Source organism: Pseudoxanthomonas composti (genome assembly GCF_004122095.1).
Lineage (GTDB): Bacteria > Pseudomonadota > Gammaproteobacteria > Xanthomonadales > Xanthomonadaceae > Pseudoxanthomonas_A > Pseudoxanthomonas_A composti.
This window is the reverse complement of record NZ_SAWZ01000003.1, coordinates 382,409-400,808: the sequence shown is the minus strand read 5'-3', so window position 1 is coordinate 400,808 and position 18,400 is coordinate 382,409. Positions and strand designations below refer to the sequence as shown.

The 18,400-nt window shown below is 70.0% G+C and carries 14 protein-coding genes; 3 read left to right on the top strand and 11 right to left on the bottom strand.

The features are described 5' to 3' along the window. Nucleotide 1: 1 nt before the first annotated feature. From treY to EPA99_RS08155, 8 genes are all read right to left on the bottom strand, one after another. Complete coding sequence (treY, locus tag EPA99_RS08190; protein WP_129470712.1) at nucleotides 2-2,533, bottom strand: malto-oligosyltrehalose synthase; 2,532 nt, start codon at nucleotides 2,531-2,533, stop codon at nucleotides 2-4. After that, a complete protein-coding gene (gene malQ, locus EPA99_RS08185; RefSeq protein WP_129470711.1) occupies nucleotides 2,530-4,464 on the bottom strand; it encodes a 4-alpha-glucanotransferase in 1,935 nt (644 codons plus the stop codon). The genes treY and malQ overlap by 4 nt, the downstream gene beginning before the upstream one ends. Continuing rightward, nucleotides 4,461-6,209, bottom strand: a complete 1,749-nt coding sequence (gene treZ / locus EPA99_RS08180) for a malto-oligosyltrehalose trehalohydrolase (protein WP_129470710.1) — start codon at nucleotides 6,207-6,209, stop codon at nucleotides 4,461-4,463. Before treZ ends, malQ begins: the two co-directional genes overlap by 4 nt. Continuing rightward, nucleotides 6,206-8,407: a 1,4-alpha-glucan branching protein GlgB gene (gene glgB, locus EPA99_RS08175; RefSeq protein ID WP_129470788.1), complete on the bottom strand. Its 2,202-nt coding sequence runs from the start codon at nucleotides 8,405-8,407 to the stop codon at nucleotides 6,206-6,208. Before glgB ends, treZ begins: the two co-directional genes overlap by 4 nt. Nucleotides 8,408-8,445: 38 nt before the next feature. After that, on the bottom strand, nucleotides 8,446-10,020 hold the full coding sequence (glgA, locus tag EPA99_RS08170) for a glycogen synthase GlgA (protein ID WP_129470709.1): 1,575 nt from the start codon (nucleotides 10,018-10,020) through the stop codon (nucleotides 8,446-8,448). A gap of 294 nt (nucleotides 10,021-10,314) precedes the next feature. Beyond that, nucleotides 10,315-10,962, bottom strand: a complete 648-nt coding sequence (locus tag EPA99_RS08165; protein WP_129470708.1) for a Rossmann-fold NAD(P)-binding domain-containing protein — start codon at nucleotides 10,960-10,962, stop codon at nucleotides 10,315-10,317. 159 nt (nucleotides 10,963-11,121) lie between these two features. Then, entirely contained in the window at nucleotides 11,122-11,493 is a 372-nt protein-coding gene (locus EPA99_RS08160) for a response regulator (protein WP_129470707.1), read from the bottom strand. Continuing rightward, nucleotides 11,490-12,488 (bottom strand): sensor histidine kinase, encoded by a 999-nt coding sequence (locus EPA99_RS08155; protein ID WP_164978602.1) that lies wholly within the window; start codon nucleotides 12,486-12,488, stop codon nucleotides 11,490-11,492. Before EPA99_RS08155 ends, EPA99_RS08160 begins: the two co-directional genes overlap by 4 nt. A 134-nt stretch (nucleotides 12,489-12,622) precedes the next feature. Between EPA99_RS08155 and EPA99_RS08150 the strand changes: the two genes are divergently transcribed. Both EPA99_RS08150 and EPA99_RS08145 read left to right on the top strand, forming a co-directional pair. Next, entirely contained in the window at nucleotides 12,623-13,234 is a 612-nt protein-coding gene (locus EPA99_RS08150; protein ID WP_164978601.1) for a DUF998 domain-containing protein, read from the top strand. Nucleotides 13,235-13,330: 96 nt separating this feature from the next. Further along, nucleotides 13,331-14,935 (top strand): GGDEF domain-containing protein, encoded by a 1,605-nt coding sequence (locus EPA99_RS08145; RefSeq protein WP_129470704.1) that lies wholly within the window; start codon nucleotides 13,331-13,333, stop codon nucleotides 14,933-14,935. 44 nt (nucleotides 14,936-14,979) lie between these two features. Here EPA99_RS08145 and EPA99_RS08140 read toward each other — a convergent pair whose 3' ends face one another. Further along, a complete protein-coding gene (locus EPA99_RS08140; protein ID WP_129470703.1) occupies nucleotides 14,980-15,888 on the bottom strand; it encodes a DUF808 domain-containing protein in 909 nt (302 codons plus the stop codon). Between the two features lie 240 nt (nucleotides 15,889-16,128). On the opposite strand from EPA99_RS08140, the gene acuI reads away from it, so the two are divergent. Then, a complete protein-coding gene (gene acuI, locus EPA99_RS08135; RefSeq protein WP_129470702.1) occupies nucleotides 16,129-17,118 on the top strand; it encodes an acrylyl-CoA reductase (NADPH) in 990 nt (329 codons plus the stop codon). Between the two features lie 83 nt (nucleotides 17,119-17,201). Here the strand turns inward: acuI and EPA99_RS08130 are convergent, their stop codons facing one another. Together EPA99_RS08130 and EPA99_RS08125 are read right to left on the bottom strand one after the other, a co-directional pair. Beyond that, a complete protein-coding gene (locus tag EPA99_RS08130; RefSeq protein ID WP_241688318.1) occupies nucleotides 17,202-17,555 on the bottom strand; it encodes a glycine zipper 2TM domain-containing protein in 354 nt (117 codons plus the stop codon). A 173-nt stretch (nucleotides 17,556-17,728) separates the two neighbouring features. Next, a complete protein-coding gene (locus EPA99_RS08125) occupies nucleotides 17,729-18,274 on the bottom strand; it encodes a lipocalin family protein (protein ID WP_129470701.1) in 546 nt (181 codons plus the stop codon). Between the last annotated feature and the right edge of the window lie 126 nt (nucleotides 18,275-18,400).

Here is an 18,400-nt window from a genome sequence, read left to right as displayed (position 1 = left end):
GTCAGGCGGTGCCGACCAGCACCGCAATGGGAAACTCGGCCCAGTGCCGCGCCAGCGAGAACGCGCCATCGACCGGCCTGTCGCCGACGACATCGCGCCACGTTCCCGCGGGCAGCGTGACCTGGGTGTCCTGCCAGAACCCGGGCGCGGCCATCGGCATCGCACCGACCTCCGCGCCACGCAGGCCGCGTGGCGCCAGCACTATCAGCGTCTGGCCGTCATGTCGGCGTGTAAAGCCCAATACATGCCGTGCCTTCGCGCCGCGGGCCTGCAGCGGCGTGTAATCGCCGTGGGCGAACAGATCGGGGTGCGCGCGCCGGCACTGCAGCAGGCGCTGCAGCAGCGTCGCCTTGACCTGGCCGCTGCGCCAGTCCTGCAGGCAGGCGGCCGGGGCCGCATCGGCCTGCTGCCAGCGCTGGCGCAGTGCGTAATCCACCGGGCGCCGGTTGTCCGGGTCCACCAGCGACAGGTCCCAGCCCTCGCAGCCCTGGTAGGTGTCGGGCACGCCGGGCACGGTGAGGCGCAAGGTGGCCTGGGCCAGGCCATTGAGCGCACCGGCCGCGGCGATGTGCGCGGCCGCGTCGTGCAGGCGCTGCTGGAGCCCATCGGCGCGCGCGTCCTCCACCACCTGCATCAGCAGCGCCTGCGCCCGTGCTTCGTATTCCTCGTCCACCACCGTCCAGGACGAGCGCAGCTTGGCTTCGCGCAGGGCCTTCTGCTGCCACTGCGCCACGCGCTCGGCGTAGGCCTGCAGGTCCGGCTTGTCTTCCAGCGGCCAGGCACCGACGAGCATCTGCCACAGCATCAGCCGATCGCCGCCATCGACCTGGCCCGCCCAGTCCGGCAGCACGGCTTCGAATCCTTGCACCTGGCGCGTCCACCACTCGGCCTCGGCCGAAAGCACGGCCAGGCGCGCGCGCACGTCCTCGCCACGCTTGTGGTCGTGGGTGGCCGTGGCCAGCAGCGCGCGCCGGTGGCGTGCGGCGCTGGCGGCGTGGAAGTCCTCTGGCGACAGTGCCAGTTCCAGCGGATGGCTGCCGACCTCGTTGCGCGAGATCAGCACGCCGTGGCGATAGAAGGCGGTGTCTTCCACCGACTTGGCGTTGAGCGGCGCGGACAGCAGCTCCAGCCGCAGGCGCAGGCGCCGCCGCGCCGCGGCCTGCGAGGCCGGCAGGTCCTGCGGATCGACCAGCACGGCAAGCAGGGCTTCAATACCCGCGGCCAGGCGCGGATCGGCCTGTGCCTGCGCGCGGGCGGCGGCCTGCTGCCACAGGGCCAGGTCGCGCGCGTCCAGGCCCTGGCTGTGCGCGTAGGTGCGATAGACCGGGAACTGGCGCAGCACCGCGGCGATGGCCTGGGCCAGCAGCGGGACGCCCAGCTCGGCGGTGTCGGCCTGGGCCTGCAGCAGCTCGCTCGCCGCGCGCACGGCGCGATCGAACTCGGCGCGCAAGGGGCCTTCGAGCATCTGCCCGCGCGCCACCCACTCTTCCTGTGCGAAGTCGCCGCTGCGAGCGCTCAGCGCCTGCCACTGCGCGCGCAGCGTCGGCTCGCCCTCGGCCTGGTGCAGCACGCCACCGACCTGATCCATGAAGTCGTAGCCGCTGGTGCCATCGCAGGGCCAGCCCTCCGGCAGGGTTTCGCCCGGCGCCAGGATCTTCTCAAGCCACAGCCCGGCCTGGCCGGGCTTGAGCCCGCGGGTCTTGCCCGCCTTGTCCAGGGCGCGTCGCAGCCGCCGCACATAACCGGCCGGATCGGCCAGGCCGTCGACGTGGTCCACGCGCACGCCATCGATGTGACCCTGCTCCAGCAGGCGCAGCGGCAAGGCGTGCACGGCGTCGAAGACCTCGGCCCGCTCCATGCGCAGGCCGGCCAGCGAGGTGATGTCGAAGAAACGCCGATAGTTGACCTGATCGTTGCCCATGCGCCACCACACCAGGCGATAGGGCTGGGACAGCGCCACCTGCTGCAAGGCATCGGCATCGCCGCCGCGCGCGGCTTCCAGCAGCGCGGCGTCGGTGCCGGCATGCAGGGGATAGCGCGTGCCGTGATGATCCAGCTGCGGGCCTTGCTCGCCCTGCTCCAGGGTCAGCACGCCCTGCGCGATGGCCGCCTGCAGCGGACGGTCCAGGAAGGGCAGCCACAGCTGGCCCCCGTGCCCCGGCGCGCGCCAGTCGATGTCGAACCAGTCGGCATAAGCGCTCTTGCGGCCCTGCGCCAGCACGTCCCACCACCAGCGGTTGGCGGCATGGGTGGCCATGTGGTTGGGCACGATATCCAGCACCAGGCCCATCCCATGCGCCTGCGCACGCTCGGACAAGGCCAGCAGCGCGGCCTCGCCCCCGAGCTCCGGATTGACCTGGGTCGGATCGGTCTGGTCGTAGCCATGGGTCGAGCCGGGCACGGCCGTGCCGATCGGCGAGAGATACAGATGGCTGATGCCCAGCCGCACCAGGTAGGGCACCTGCGCGGCGGCATCGTGCAGGGTGAAGTCGGCGTGCAGCTGCAGGCGGTAGGTCGAACGGATCGGCGTCATACGTCTTGGTCGAGCGGGCGGTGGCGGGCGCGGTGGAAGGTGGCCAGGCGCGCGTCAAGGGCATCGTCCTGGGCGATGTCGGGCAGCCGGCGCCGCCAGTTCGGGTGGCCTTCCACGGTGCCCGGCAGGTTGGGTTGTTCTTCCAGTTGCATCGCGTCCTCGGCCGGCAGCAGCGCCAGCGGCGCAGGCGAGGCCGCAGTGAAGGCGCGCCAGGCCGCGGGCGTGTCGGGCAGGTCCAGGCCGGTGGCCTGAACCGCCTTGACCAGCGCGGCGACATCGGCCTGGCGCGCGGCCACGTCGGTGTCGTATTGCCCGGCCTTGAGCAGGCCCATGCGCTGGCGCCAGCCGGTATCGACCGAATCGCGCCAGCCCAGCAGCGTGGGCAGGTCGTGCGTGGTGGTCATGGCCACCGCATCGTTGCGCCATTGCGAGGGCGGCAGGAAGTGGCCGTCACGGTCGCGGGTGAACATCAGCACGTCCATGCCCATCACGCCCTGGCGCGAGAGTTCCTCGCGGATCCCCGGCGGCACCACGCCCAGGTCCTCGCCGATGACGATGGCGCGGTGGCGCCAGGACTCCAGCGCCAGCAGGCGCAGCAGGTCCTGCAGCGGATAGCGCAGGTAGGCGCCCTCGCCCTGGCGCGCGCCGCGCGGCACGGTCCACAGGCGTAGCAGGCCGAGGATGTGGTCGATGCGCACACCGCCGCGGTCGCGCATGACCGCGCGCAGCAGGGCGATGAAGGGCGCAAAGCCGGTCTGCACCAGGCCGGTGGGCGAATAGCCGGTGATGCCCCAGACCTGGCCGTCGGCGTTGAACGCATCCGGCGGCGCGCCCAGCTCCAGCCCCTGCAGCACCGCCTGCGGCCAGGCGGCGGCCTCGGCGCCCTGCGGGTCGAAGCCCACGGCCAGGTCGGCAATCAGGCCGATGCGCATGCCGTCCTGGCGCGCCTGCGTCTGAGCGGCCTGCCAGCTGCGCGCGGCCAGCCATTGCGCGAACAGGTGCAGGTCCGGGTTGCCGTCGCCGAAGTCGGCGGCGGCGAAGGCGCAATAGGCCTGCAGCGCCGCATCGCCCTGGCGCGCGAACTGCTGCAGGTCCTCCAGCAGGCCAGCGCCGAACGTATCGCGTCGGCCGTAGAGCGTCTGCAGCCATTGCCAGCGCACCGAGGAGGACGCACGCCAGTCCACCAGCGGCGCCTGGGCCAGGGCCTGCGCCAGCTCGCCCACGCCGGCCAGCTGCAAGCCGTGCCGGGCCTGGGCCTGGCCGAGCACCAGCGCCGGAGCGGCGTGCAACGGATCCAGAAAGCGGCGGTCGCTGGGCGAGTACGGACTGTAGTAACCGTGCAGCGGACGCGCCGCATGCACCGGGCTGAGCGCCAGCGCATCGCCGCCATTGGCCGCCACGCGCTGTGCCCAGCGCAGGGCCGCCTGCGCATCGCCGATGCCGGCATCGTCGCTGCCGCGCGCCGAGTACACCTGCAAGGCCACGCCCCAGCTGCGCGGGGCCGGCTCGCCGGTCAGGTCGGCCACACCGAAGCAGCGCGACGGCGCCACCGCCAGCGTGCAGGTGCCGTGGTCCTCTTCCAGGGTCCAGTAGCCGGTCTTCTCCGGGGCGCGCAGCGCACCCTGGGCGTCGAAGCGGCCTTCGCAGCTGTCGCCGTCTTCGTGGATCAGGCGGTAGTGCCCACCAGCACGGCGCGCGGCAGCGACTTCGCTGCCCGGCGTGGCGGTGAACAGTTTCGGTTCGGCCTGCGCCAGCTGCAGGTCGCGCAGGCTCTGCCGGCACTGGGCCTCGCTGTCGGCAGGCAATTGCAGCGCCGAGAGCACCGCGCGCAAGGTGTCCGGCCCCACACGCTGCGGCTTGCTGGCCGCATCCTCCCAATCGATGAGGATGCCAGCGGCCTGCGCCAGCGCATGCAGCGCCGTTTCGCTCACGCCGGTTCGACCCGGCGCGCGATGAAGCCCCCGGGCGCCAGCACCTCCGGCGCATCGCCGGCGTTCTCGCGCCAGAGCTCCTGGCCTGCCGGCAGCGCGATGGCCACCGGGGTATCGCCCAGGTTGAGCTGCACATGCCACTGCCCCTGCGCCAGCTGCCAGGCAGCGGCGATGGCCCCCGGCGCCAGGACCCGCGCGCCCAACGCGCGTGCCTGGGCCAGGTCGGGAACCAGGTGGGTGTGCCGGCACGCCATCAACGCGGTGAACCACTCGCGCCACTGCGCCCCTTCGCCCTGGCGGCTGTCGGCGATCTGCGCCATGGAGGCTTCGAAGGTGGACAGCGCGTTGGGGTCGGGAATGGCCTGGCGCTTTTCCGGATCGGAGAAGGCGGCGAAATGCGCGAACTCGCTGCGGCGCCCCTCGCGCACGGCCTCGTCCAGCGGCGGGCCATAGTGGGTGAAGAACTGGAACGGCGTGCGGCTGCCCCAGGGCTCGCCCATGAAGAACATCGGGATCATCGGCGTCAGCGCGGTCAGGGCCAGCGCCGCGCGCAGCGTGGCCTCCGGCACCTGGGTAGTGAGCCGGTCGCCCATGGCGCGGTTGCCGATCTGGTCGTGGTTCTGCGCGAAGATGACGAATTTCTGCGGCGGCAGGCCGGCACTGGGCTCGCCGCGCGCATGGCCGCGGTGGTCGCGCTGGCCCTGGTAGGCGAAGCCTTCGCCCAGCACCCGGGCCAGGTGCGCGGTCGGGTCGTCGGCAAAGCCCGCGTAATACCCCTCGCGCTCGCCGGTCAGCAGCACGTGCAGGGCGTTATGGAAGTCGTCGTCCCACTGCGCGCTGTAGCCACCGGCCAGCAGCGAGGCCTGGTTGGCCTCGTTTTCCAGCACCAGGTGCACATGGCGGCCGGGCGGAAGCGTGGCGTGAATGGCCTCGCGCAGCACCTGCAGGAAGGCGTTGGGGGTGATCGCGTGTACCGCATCCAGGCGCAACCCGTCGAAGCGGTACTCGTGCAGCCACATCAGGGCGTTGTCGATGAAGAAGCGTTGCACCGCTTCCTCGCGGAAGTCGATGGCCGCGCCCCACGGTGTAGGCGTGTCGGTGCGGAAGAATCCCGAGGCGTACTGGCCCAGGTAGTTTCCTTCCGGCCCGAAGTGGTTGTAGACCACGTCCAGGAACACCATCAGCCCCAGCGCGTGCGCCTGGTCGATCAGCGTCTTCAGTTCGTCCGGCGTGCCGTAGGCCGACTCGGGCGCATAAGGCTGCACGCCGTCATAGCCCCAGTTGCGTCGCCCCGGGAACTCATTGAGCGGCATCAGCTCGATGGCGGTGATGCCCATGGCCTTCAGTTCCGGCAGCTGCGCCATCACACCGGCATAGCCGCCGCAGGTGCCCACGTGCAGTTCGTACAGCACCACCTCGTCCCAGGGCCGCCCCTGCCAGTCGGCGGTCTGCCAGGCGAACTGGTCGGGGTAATACAGCTGGCTGTCGCCATGCACGCCGTCGGGCTGATAGCGCGAGGCCGGATCCGGCACCGGGGCGCCGCCATCGACGCGATAGTGATAGCGCGCGCCATCCTCGCAGGCGATGCAGCTGGTGAAGCTGCCATCCTCGGCGCGCTCCATGCGGTGTTGCGCGCTGCCACGCACTTCCAGCAGGACTTCTTTGGCATCCGGGGCCCACAACCGAAAGCGCACGTGCTCGTCCTCGACCGGCAGTGCACCCCACCACGCCCGCGGTAGGCTCATTCGACGAACTCCAGCCACAAGGTGGACAGCGGCGGCAGGGTCAGCAGCAGCGACTGCGCATGGCCATGCATGCCTTCGCCGTCGGTCATCAGCGCCCCGCCGTTGCCAAGATTGGACCCGCCGTAGTGCTGGCTGTCGGTATTGAGCAGCTCGCGCCAGCGACCGGCACGCGGCACCCCGACGCGATAGCCGAAGCGCGGCAGCGGGGTCATGTTGCTGACCGCCAGCACGGGCGGGGCCTGGCCTGCCGGGTCGTAGCGCAGGAAGGCGAAGACGCTGTTCTCATGGTCGTCGCCCACGCTCCAGTCGAAGCCTTCGTGGGTGTGGTCGCCCGCGAACAGTGCCGGCTGCTCGCGCAGGCGATGGTTCATGTCGCCGATCAGCAGATGCAGGCCCCGGTGCCCCGGGTCATCCAGCAGGTGCCACTCCAGCTGCGCGTCGTGGTTCCATTCGCCGTGCTGGCCGAACTCGCCGCCCATGAACAGCAGCTTGCGTCCCGGGTGCGCCCACATGAAGCCGAAATAGGCCCGCAGATTGGCCCGCTGCTGCCAGGCATCGCCCGGCATCTTGGCCAGCAGCGAGCCCTTGCCGTGCACCACCTCGTCGTGCGACAGCGGCAGCATGAAGCGCTCGGAGAACGCATAGACCATGCCGAAGGTCATCTCGCTATGGTGGTGCCGGCGATGGATCGGATCACGCTTCATGTATTCCAGCGTGTCGTGCATCCAGCCCATGTTCCACTTGTGGGTAAAGCCCAGGCCACCGTGCTCGACCGGCGCGGTCACGCCCTGCCATGCGGTGGATTCCTCGGCGATCACCATCACCCCGGGGAAGCGCTGGGTGATCTCGCGGTTGAGGCGCTTGAGGAACTCCACCGCCTCCAGGTTCTCGCGGCCGCCATGGGCATTGGGCACCCACTCGCCTTCGCCGCGGCTGTAGTCGCGATAGAGCATGGAGGCCACCGCGTCCACGCGCAGGCCGTCGATGTGATAGCGCTCGATCCACTCCAGCGCGCTGCCGATCAGGTAGGCGCTGACCTCGTAGCGGCCGTAGTTGTAGATCAGCGTGTTCCAGTCCTTGTGGAACCCCTCGCGCGGGTCGGCATGCTCGTACAGCGCGGTGCCATCGAAGCGCTGCAGGCCGTGCACATCGTTGGGGAAATGGGCGCTGACCCAGTCCAGGATCACGCCGATGCCGGCCTGGTGGCAGGCATCGACGAAACGGGCGAAGCCTTCCGGCGTGCCGTGGCGCGCAGTGGGCGCATACATGCCCAGGGGCTGGTAGCCCCAGGAGCCGCCGAAGGGATATTCGGTGATCGGCAGCAGCTCGATGTGGGTGAAGCCCAATCCCTTCACGTAGGGAATCAGCTGCTCGCGCAGGCCGTCCCAATCCAGCGAAGCACCCTGCCCGTCGCGGCGCCAGGACGGGGCATGGACCTCGTAGACCAGGGTGGGGCTGCGGTTGATGTCCTGGCTGGCGCGCTGGGACAGCCAGGCCAGATCGCTCCACTGGAACTCCTCGCCCACCGACACCAGCGAGGCCGTGGCCGGCGGCACCTCGGCCTGGCGCGCCAGCGGATCGGCCTTGTGCGGCAGGCGCACGCCATCGGCCAGCAGCTCGTACTTGTAGCGCGCCCCGGCGGGCACGCGCGGGATGAACAGCTCCCACACCCCGGCCGCGTGGCGCAGCCGCATCGGGTGGCGGCGGCCGTCCCAGGTATTGAAGTCGCCCACCACCGACACGCGCTGGGCATTGGGCGCCCACACCGAAAACCGCACGCCCGGCACGCCATCGACCTGCACGTGGTGCGCGCCCAATGCATGACGCAGCGCCTCGCCATCACCGTCGACGATGCCCCGGAGCTCGTCTTCGGCCAGCAGCGGGCCGAAGGCATAGACATCCTCGATGTCCTGGTTGCCGGACGGCCAGGCGATGCGCAGGCGATAGCGCATCGCCGTGCCCAGCGTGCCTTCGAACAGTCCGCGCTCATCGATCTCGCGCATCAGCCCGACCACCTTGCCGGTCTCATCCAGCAGGCACATGCCATCGGCGCCGGGCGCAAAGGCGCGCACCCGCAGGCTGCCATCGGCCGCCGGGTGCGCACCCAGCACGGCGAAGGCATCCACTGGCTGGCCCTGCAGCAAGGCCTCCAGGCGCGGATCGAGGGAAGGGGTCGGCGGCGAGTCGGGGGTCTCCATCAGCACCGGGGCGTGGTCACCAAAAGCATTGCGATCGCTCATGCGGCGGCGGCCACCTGCTCGTACAGGGCGCTGTACTTGCGACCGGCCACATCCCAGCCGCTGGGGGTGAGCATTGCGGCGCGACGCATCGCGGTCATCAGGCCGGGCATGCGATAGGTGCGGAAGGCGCGGCCAACGCAGCGGCGCAGGGCATCGGCCGAGGGTTCGTCGAACAGGAAGCCGGTCACGCCATCGTCCACCGTGTCGATCAGGCCGCCGGTGGCATGGGCGATGGGCAGGCTGCCGAAGCGCTGGGCATACATCTGGCTCAGGCCGCAGGGCTCGAACCGCGAGGGCATCAGCAGGAAGTCCGAGCCGGCGTAAATCTGCCGCGCCAGGCCTTCATCGAAACCGATATAGGCGCCGATATGGCCCGGATAGCGCCGGCACAGGGTGCGCACCGACTCTTCCAGGTGGCGCTCGCCCTCGCCGATGAACACGATCTGGCCACCGGCCGCGGCGACCTGGGGGGCGACGTCGCAAATCATGTCCAGGCCCTTCTGGTGCACCAGGCGCGAGACCACCGAGAACAGCGGGCCGCGGCTGTCGCGCAGCCCGAACTCGCGCCGCACCTGCTTGGCGTTGGCGTTCTTGCCGGCCCACTCGTTGACGCTGAAATGCACCGGCAGGTGCGCATCGGTGCGCGGGTCGTAGCTGGCGTCGATGCCGTTGAGGATGCCGCTCAGGCGCCCGGCGGCGGCACGGCGCGCCAGCAGCTCGTCCAGGCCGCAGCCCAGCGCGGGGCGGGTGATCTGGTCGGCGTAGCTGACGCTGACCGTGTTGACCTGCTGCGCATGCACGATGCCGCCCTGCAGGAAGGAGAGCTGGCCATAGAAGTTGAGGTCGCGGATGGCGGCGGCCGGAATGCCCAGCAGCGGCGCAACCGACAGCGGGAACAGGCCCTGGTAGGCCAGGTTGTGGATGGTCAGCAGCGACGGGGTGTCGCCGCCGGACCAGCGCACGTAGGCGGCAGCCATCGCGCACGGCCAGTCGTTGAGGTGCAACAGCTCCGGGCGCCATGCCAGGCCGGCACGGCCGGCGGCGATCTCGGCCGCCGCGTGCGACAGGGTGGCAAAACGCACGGCGTTGTCGTCCCAATCGCTGCCCGCGGCCGACACATACGGCGAGCCCTCGCGCTCGAACAGGGCCGGGTTCAGCAGCACGTAGACCGGCAGCCCGTCGGCCTGCCGGGTCATGCCGATATCGCAGGCGGGCAGCCCCGCGTAGCCGGCGACATGGCCAACCACGGTCACCTTGCCGGCCTTGGCCAGCACCGCGCTATAGCCGGGGATCAGCACGCGCACATCGAAGTGCCCACGCAGGGCGCGCGGCAGCGCCGCGGACACCTCGCCCAGGCCACCGGCCTTGATGAAGTCGCTCATCTCCGAGGTAACGAACAGCGAGGCGCGCCGGCTTGGCCACGACGGCGGCTCGGTCACCGGAGGCGGCGAGGCCGTCTTGCGCACGAAGCGTCCGCGCGCATCGCGCAGCACCTGGCGGACATCGGGCAGGTCGACGGACAAGCCGTCGCGCAGCTGGCCAGGGGAAAACACGAGCGACTCGGAAGCCATGGGAATATGTCCGTCGACAGGAGGGGGCCGGGGAAAAACGACGGTGACGCGACCACCACCGTCCGAACGCTCTCGGAAGGTGGGCGGCTGTAGCGGGAGCGATGAATCGGGGGAATCGTGCGAAGAGACCTTCCGCACCTTCGAGGCCAATCTAGGTATAGAGCGATAAAAGAGGCGTGAAGCACTGCAGCATTTTTCGTGACGTCACATGTCGATGCGTGCAAGCACTGCGTTGCGCCGGTCACAAGCGTGACTCGCATCCCATCGCCCACCGCCGCCAATGGAGCGCCGTGGTCAGGCTGGGGGCCGATGCAGGCGCGCCGCATCCACGACATGACGCCCCGGCAGCGCCTGGACCGCAGCGTCCACCAGCGCGGCGGCGACCTGTTCAGCCGGGTTGATCCGCCAGCGCCGCGGCAGCACGGGACTGGCCGCACCCAGGACAATCGCCGCGACCCGCTCGCCCAGCCGCGCCCGCCCGCGCTGGCCGCCGATCAGTCCGGGACGCACGAAGGTCAGGGAGGGGTAAGGCAGCTGCCGCAAGTCCTGCTCCAGCTCGCCCTTGACCCGGCTGTAGAACAGACGGGCGCCAGGGTCTGCGCCCAGGGCCGAGTTCAAGGCGAAGGCATAGGCACCGCCATGCAGGGCGCTGCGCGCGATCTGCAGCGGGTAGTCGTGATCCACGCGGCGGAAGCGCGCGCGCGAGCCTGCCTGCTTCATCGTGGTGCCGAGCGTGCAGATCACCGCATCGACGCGCCAGAGCGAGGCATCGGCGGGAGGCAGGCGCTCGAAGTCCAGCACCGGGTTGTCCAGCCGCGGGTGTCGGGTCGGCAGCGCCCGGCGGGTGGGGGCCACGACCTGCGCGACGCGGGCATCGGCCAGCAGTTGGGACAGCACGAAACCGCCCACCAGGCCGGACGCGCCGATGTGCAGGATTTTCACTCGGCTATCCTGCCGCGTCGGGGCTCGAACGGACCGGGCCGGCACTTCGGCAAGCGACAGCCCCGCCAATCACCCACGGCGCAGGCGCTTTCAGATGCAACCGCCAGGGCGAAGCCGCCCTCCCCCCGCGCCAACCACGTCAAGCCTGGCGCCACCGGCTCAAGCCTGCGCGCGCTCGGCAATGGCCTGCCCCAGCACTTTGACCAGCTGCGTGGCCGAATACGGCTTGGCCACCACTGGCGCGGCCTGCAGGCGCGCATCGCCCATGTCGGCGTTGCCGGTGGCCAGCACGTAGGGAATGCCCTGCGCCACCAGCGCATCGGCGACCGGCCAGGATTGTTGGCCGCGCAGGTTCAGATCGACCACGGCGGCATCGAAGCGCTCGGCCTCCAACGCCTTGAGCGCCTGCGGCACGTCGCGGGCGATGGTGGCGCGCGCGCCGGCCTGGTCCATGACCTCTTCCACCAGGATGGCCACCAGCGGCTCGTCTTCCACCACCAGCACCTTCAGGCCGGACAACACGCTATTCATGGGCTGGGCAACTCCGCGAGAACCTCTTCCAGGGGGGCCGTGACCCGGCAGCAAAATCCGTCCGGCGCATATTCCAGTGCCACCGTACCGCCAATTTCCGCGGCCAGCACCCGCTCCAGCATGAGCGAGCCGAAGCCGCGCCGCGAGGGCGCCTGCACCGCCGGGCCACCCCGCTCGCACCAGGACAGCTGGAGCTGGGGCGCGCTGCCTTCGCTCACGGCCCATTCGATCTCGACATGCCCCAGCTCGGGACCGGACAGCGCCCCATGGCGAACGGCGTTGGTGCACAGCTCGTGCGCGGCGATGGCCAGGGTCAGCGCCGCCTGCGCGCGCAGCGGCACGCTGGGACCGTGCAGGTGCACGCGCGCCGCGTCGTGGGACCAGGGCTCGAGCACCCGGTGCAGGACATCGCGCAAGGTCGCGCCGGCCCAGGCCTGGGCGATCAGCACATCGTGCGCGGCGGCCAGCGCCATCAGCCGGCCATTGAACGCCAGCAACGCCTCCGGGTCACCGGTCAGGGACTGGCGCGCGATCGCCTGCACCACCGAGAGCATGTTGCGCACGCGATGGTTGAGCTCGTCCACCATCGCCTGGTGGCGGCGCTCGGATTCGCGGCTGGCGTGGATGTCGGTGCAACTGCCGATATAGCCGGCGAACTCACCAGCCCGCTGGAAGGGACGTCCCTCGGACCTCACCCAGCGATACTGGCCGTCGTGTCGACGCAGCCTGAATTCCAGGGCGATCGATCTGCGACCGTCGAATGCGTGGTCATAAGCTTCTCGACACGGACCGCTGTCGTCGGGATGCACATCCTGCATCCAGCCTTGGTCGTCCTGATCTTCCAGCGAGCGCCCCGTGAATGCGAGCCAGCTCTGGTTGTACCAGTCGCGATGGAGGTCCGCGCCGGAATGCCAGATCGGAACCTGCACCGCATCCAGCGCGTCGCGCAGGTCGCGGTCCGGCGTTGCCGGAACCGGGGCGAACTCGTGTGCCATGACCTGTCGTGCCGATGCCCTGAACAAAAAAAACTCTACCATTCAGGACGCCTGTCACTGTTCACCCCCCGTTGACATCTTCAATGCAACCACAAGGCGCGGCGCCTTCTCCAACGATCCCTCCGGCTTCCAGCGTGCGCCTGGCCAACTTCGCCCTGGCCAGCCTGGCGGCATTCGTGCTGGCGAGCCTGGCCCTGCACGCGCTGCGGCCAGAGCTGGACCCGGTCCGCAGCCAGATGAGCCTGTACCTGATCGGCAAGGGCGGCCACCTGCTGCAGGCGGCGTACTGCGGGCTGAGCGTGGGGATGGTGGCGCTGGCCCTGGGGCTGTACCGCGCGCTGGCGCCGGCCGCGCGCAGCGCCGCCCCGCTGCTGCTGTTCGCCCTGGCGGGGCTGTCCTTGACCGTCACGGCCTTCGCCTGGATGGACATGCCGGGCGTGGACCGCACGGTGGAGGGACTGATCCACGGCGTCTCGGCGCAGGCGGCCTTTCTGTTCGCCACCACCGGCGCGATCCTGCAGGCGCTGCGCTTCGGCCACGATCCGGCCTGGCGCGGGCACCGGCGCTGGGCGCTGCCGTGGGCGCTGGCCTGCTTCGGCGCGGTCTGGGTCCTGGCCCTGTGGCGCGAGGCGCCGCGGGGGCTGGCGCAGAAGGCGGTGATCGGCCTGATCCTGGGCTGGATGGCCGTGGCCGCCTGGCAGCTGCGCACTCAAGCCCGCGCCGGCAACGCCGATATCCTGACCTGAGAACCTGCCCAGGCTCCGCGCCGCGCGCGCACGCCTGGATAGCGCCCTCGAATCCGCCGCGTCCACGCCGACGCCCCTGCCTGGAGAGCCGCCCCCATGTCCGAACCGCAAGACGAGCCTTCGGCGCCCGCCGGTCTGAGCCGTCTGCTGGCGCGGCGGCGCAACGCCGCGCCCGAGCCCGTGGTGGACGCGGTGATCGTCACCGGCCAGGTGCTGCCGCCGGGCAGCCCGTCGGGCATCCGCACGGCCCCGGCGGCGGACCCCAAGGCCCAGACCGCCGCGCTGACCCGGCTGTTCGCGCATGCGCACGAACCCCTGGAGCTGCTTCGCGCCTTCGGCAACGGCATGGCCAGCCTGCATGGCGAGCTGGGCGACATGGGCAGGCGCCTGCAGTCGGCCCACGCCGCCAAGGATTGGGAGGCCTACGCGCGCGCGCTGCGCCAGCTGATCGACAAGTACATCCGCACCATCGACGTGGACGACCCGCTGGCCGGCCCGACCGACGCGGAGAAGCTGCGCGACCTGCTGCGGCAGACCCTGGCCGGCGCACTGGCCTCGCTGCTGCACAGCGCCCCGGACCTGGCGGCCGAGGCCGAGGCCCTGGGCGGTGGACTTCGCCAATGGCGCCCGGGCCAGGACCTGTCGGGCCTGGCCCAGCGTCTGCGCGAGCTGTGCCACCAGATCGGCGTGCGCTCCGGCGACAGCCAGGAGCAGCAGGTGCTGCTGCTGGGCCTGTTCGACCTGCTGCTGGAGAACGTGGGCGAACTGCTGGACGACAGCAGCTGGCTGCAGGGCCAGATCTCGGTGGTGCGCGACCTGATCTCCGGGCCGCTGGACCAGCGCTCGATCGAGGATGCACGCCTGGGCCTGCGCGAGGTCATCTACAAGCAGGGCCTGCTCAAGCAGGGCATCGCCGAATCCAAGCTGGCGATGAAGCAGATGATGATGTCCTTCGTCGATGACCTCAACGGCATGGCGGTGACCACCGGCGAGTTCCACGACCGGGTCAGCGGCTACTCGCTGGCCATCCGCGATGCGCGCAGCATTTCCGACCTCAACAAGCTGATGCAGGACGTGTTGCAAGACACCGGCCGCATCCAGCAGCAGGCCGCGCGCGCGCGCGACCACCTGATCGCCGCGCGCGAGGAAGTTGACGCGGCCGAACGCCGCATCCAGTCGCTGGAAAAGGAGCTCAGCGACGTGGCGGGACTGGTCAGCGTCGACCAGCTCACCGGCGCGCTCAACCGGCGCGGCTTCGAGGAGCTGTTCCAGCGCGAGGCCGCCCGCACCGAACGCAGCAGCAATCCGCTGTGCGCGGCGCTGCTGGACCTGGACAACTTCCGCCTGATCAACGAGCACCACGGCCATCCCGGCGGCGATGCGGTCCTGCGCCACCTGGTGGATGTGAGCCGGCTGATGCTGCGCGCCACCGACGGCATCGCCCGCTTCGGCGGCGAGGAGTTCGTGATCCTGCTGCCCGATTCGAGCATGACCGAGTCGGTGTCGGCGATGAACCGCCTGCTGCGCGCGCTCTCGGTGCGCCCGCTGGTCTACGAGGACGCGCGCATCTTCGTCACCTTCAGCGCCGGCGTGGCGTTGCGTGCGCCTGGCGAAGGCGCCGACACGCTGATCAAGCGCGCGGACAAGGCCATGTACGAGGCCAAGAAGGCCGGCAAGAACCGGGTGGTCTCGGCCGGCTGAAGACCATGGCCGGGCTGTCGCGCCCGGCCAGCGGCGCCGCCGGCTCAGTGCCCCTTGCCGCGCGCCTTCTGCACCACGGTGACCACGCCCAGCACGATGGCGCCGGCGATGATGCCGACCACGGCGTTGGCAAGACTGGCCACGACTGTGCCGGCCAGGCCCTGCGGGGTGAAGCCTTCGATCAGGTGATGCAGCGCCGGGATGTTGTGCACCAGGATGCCGCCGCCGACCAGGAACATCGCCGCGGTGCCGACCACCGACAAGGCCTTCATCAACCACGGGGCGAAGGCCAGGATGCCGCGACCCAGCGCGGCCACGCCGCCGCCCTTGCCCGACATCCACAGGCCCAGATCGTCCAGCTTCACGATGCCGGCAACCAGGCCGTAGACGCCGACCGTCATCGCCAGCGCGATGCCCACCAGCACCAGCACCTGGGTCAGCATCGGCTGGCTGGACACCACGCCCAGGGACAGGACGATGATCTCGGCCGAGAGGATGAAGTCGGTGCGCACCGCGCCCTTGATCTTCTCCTTCTCCATGGCGACCACATCGGTTTTCTCATCGGCCAACGCCTGCATGCGCTGGGCGTGCTGGGCCTGGTCCTCGTCCTTGGAATGCAGGAACTTGTGCGCCAGCTTTTCCACGCCCTCGTAGCAGAGGAAGGCGCCGCCGATCATCATCAGGACCGTGATGACCCAGCCCGGCAGGAAGGCGCTGATGGCCAGCGCGGCCGGCACCAGGATCGCCTTGTTGATCAGCGAGCCCTTGGCTACGGCCCAGACCACCGGCAGTTCCCGGTCGGCCTTGACCCCGGTCACCTGCTGCGCATTCAGGGCCAGGTCGTCGCCGAGCACGCCAGCGGTCTTCTTCGCCGCGACCTTGGTCATCACCGACACGTCGTCGAGGATCGTGGCGATGTCGTCAAACAGGGTGAACAGGCTGGCACCGGCCATGGCGATTCCGTGTGGGTGGGGTGCGGCGATTGTCGCTGATTGCCCGTGCGCCGTGCGCAACCGCAAAGCCCCCCGCCCCCCCACTCCCTGTGTGATCGCCCCAGCCCCCGCTCACTCCTCACTCCTCTCCGCTCACTCCTTCGCGCACAACTACCGCCCCCGTCTAAGCTTCACCGTTCTTCCCGTCCTCACCCGGCGCGCCCCACAATCCGCTCCCGCCCCACCCACCAGGAGCCATCCATGTCCAGCTTCCGCGCCATCCAGATCGCCCGCAACGGCGGCCTTGTCCAGTCCAGCCTGGTGGAGATGGAGGAGCAGGCGCTGATGCCCGGCGATGTCACCGTCAAGGTCGACTACTCCACCGTCAACTACAAGGATGCGCTGGCGCTGACCGGCACCTCGCCGATCGCCCAGGTGTTTCCGCTGGTCGGCGGCATCGACCTGGCCGGCACGGTGGAGAGCTCCGAGCATCCGGACTACCAGCCGGGCGATGCGGTGCTCATCAACGGGTGGGAGCTGAGCCAGACCCATCACGGCGGCTACGCCCAGCGCGCGCGCGTACAGGGCAACTGGCTGGTGAAGACACCGGCGGCGTTCACCGCGCGCCAGGCCATGGCCATCGGCACGGCCGGCTACACCGCCATGCTGTGCGTGCTGGCGCTGGAGCACGCCGGCATCGCGCCCGAGCACGGCCATGTGCTGGTGACCGGCGCCAACGGCGGCGTCGGATCGGTGGCCATCGCGCTGCTGCACAAGCTGGGCTATCACGTCCTGGCCTCCACCGGACGCATGGAGGACGAGGCGCATCTGAAGGCCCTGGGGGCGGCCGAGCTGATCGACCGCAAGACCCTCAGTGCGCCGGGCAAGCCGCTGGGTCCGCCGCGCTGGGCCGCGGCGGTGGACACGGTGGGCAGCCACACCCTGGCCAACGTGCTGGCGCACACCGGCTATCGCGGCGCGGTGGCCGCCTGCGGCCTGGCGCAGGGCGCGGACCTGCCGGCCTCGGTGTTGCCCTTCATCCTGCGCAACGTGACCCTGGCGGGAATCGATTCGGTCAATGCGCCGCATGCCCTGCGCCAGCGCGCGTGGGATCGACTGGCCACCGACCTGGACCCCGGGTTGCTTGAACAGATGACCACGGAGATCGGCCTGGCCGATGTGCTGGAGCTGGCCCCACGCCTGTTGCAAGGGCAGGTACGCGGGCGGACCGTGGTGGACGTCAACCGCTGAGGCCTCGTCCGCAGGCCCGCGCGCAAAACGCACATGCCCCGGCGAACCGGGGCATGTGCGTTATCAAAGGTCGCTAAGCGAACTTATCGATAGACGCGTTCGCAGCGCTGCTCGACGATGCGGTCGCCCTTGGCCTCCTGGCGGTTGCCCTGCAAGGCACGGCCTGCGGCACCGCCGGCCACCGCGCCACCGACCGTGGCGATCTTGCGGCCGTTGCCGCCACCGATCTGGTTGCCCAGCACGCCACCGATCACTGCGCCCGCCGCAGTGCCGGCGATGCGGTTGGGATCCTTGCTGTTGCGCTGGACCTCGACATTGCGGCACTGGACCTTGCTGCCATCGCTGAAACGCCGACCTTCGTCCTGCGGGCCATAGTGCTGCGCCATCGCGCTCGCACTCAAGCTCATTGCACCGATCATCATCATGGTACGCAACATGATGCACCTCTCCACTCATGGGACATGGCGTCATGCTGTATGACGCCGCCACACCGTGGAGTGAAAAAGGGCCCTCTGCAGACTGAACGCCCAGGTGGGGTTCACGCAGGTCAATCCAGTGTGAGCACTCCACGCGCGCCGAAGAGCCACTTCAGGCGCGACAGACGCCGTCGTTATTTCAATGGCGCAGCGACAATCAGTTCGCTGAGGTCGTAGCCCCGGGCTTCGGTGCGCTTGCGCAACTCGTTGAACAGGCTGCGTTCCATCGTGGGGGTGCGCGAGAGGATCCACAGGTGTTCGCGGCTGCTGCCGCCCACCACCGCCCACTGGTAGTCCGGGTCGATCTCCACCACCCAGTAGTCGCCCCAGGCCACCGGTGCCCAGGACAGCCAGCGCGGTGCGAACCGCACCTCCAGCGCGCCCGAGCGCCCGGTCACGCTGCGCGCCGTCCCGGTCGCCGTTTCCACCTCGCCCTCCTTGTCGCGACAGCTGTTGACCACCTGCAAGGTCCCATCGGCCAAGGGCGTGTACTCGGCAGTGATGTCGCTGACGCACTTGCGTTGGAAGAACATCGGCAAGTGGGCGATTTCATGCCATTTCCCGGCATAGCGCGCCAGGTCCAGGCTGGGCACCGGCAAGTTGGACGTCGGGGTGTGCACCTGCGCAACGGCGGGCGCTGCCAGCAGGCAGGCGGAGACGAACAGCAACGGTCGCAGCATGGTGCATCTCATGGAACGGGTCACCGCCACAGCTTCGCCAAAGGTCCGTGGCCGAGGTGTGATGTTGCCGTCCGACAGCGGATCGCACAAGCCGGCAGGGCGCTCGGGCCCTACCGGGTCACCGCC

What these genes read in the sequence shown, in the direction of transcription:
- treY (WP_129470712.1), bottom strand. Translation starts at nt 2,533, where the DNA reads ATGACGCCGATCCGTTCGACCTACCGCCTGCAGCTGCACGCCGACTTC.
- treZ (WP_129470710.1), bottom strand. Translation starts at nt 6,209, where the DNA reads ATGAGCCTACCGCGGGCGTGGTGGGGTGCACTGCCGGTCGAGGACGAG.
- glgB (WP_129470788.1), bottom strand. Translation starts at nt 8,407, where the DNA reads ATGGAGACCCCCGACTCGCCGCCGACCCCTTCCCTCGATCCGCGCCTG.
- glgA (WP_129470709.1), bottom strand. Translation starts at nt 10,020, where the DNA reads ATGGCTTCCGAGTCGCTCGTGTTTTCCCCTGGCCAGCTGCGCGACGGC.
- EPA99_RS08160 (WP_129470707.1), bottom strand. Translation starts at nt 11,493, where the DNA reads ATGAATAGCGTGTTGTCCGGCCTGAAGGTGCTGGTGGTGGAAGACGAG.
- EPA99_RS08155 (WP_164978602.1), bottom strand. Translation starts at nt 12,488, where the DNA reads ATGGCACACGAGTTCGCCCCGGTTCCGGCAACGCCGGACCGCGACCTG.
- EPA99_RS08145 (WP_129470704.1), top strand. Translation starts at nt 13,331, where the DNA reads ATGTCCGAACCGCAAGACGAGCCTTCGGCGCCCGCCGGTCTGAGCCGT.
- EPA99_RS08140 (WP_129470703.1), bottom strand. Translation starts at nt 15,888, where the DNA reads ATGGCCGGTGCCAGCCTGTTCACCCTGTTTGACGACATCGCCACGATC.
- acuI (WP_129470702.1), top strand. Translation starts at nt 16,129, where the DNA reads ATGTCCAGCTTCCGCGCCATCCAGATCGCCCGCAACGGCGGCCTTGTC.
- EPA99_RS08130 (WP_241688318.1), bottom strand. Translation starts at nt 17,555, where the DNA reads ATGTTGCGTACCATGATGATGATCGGTGCAATGAGCTTGAGTGCGAGC.
- EPA99_RS08125 (WP_129470701.1), bottom strand. Translation starts at nt 18,274, where the DNA reads ATGCTGCGACCGTTGCTGTTCGTCTCCGCCTGCCTGCTGGCAGCGCCC.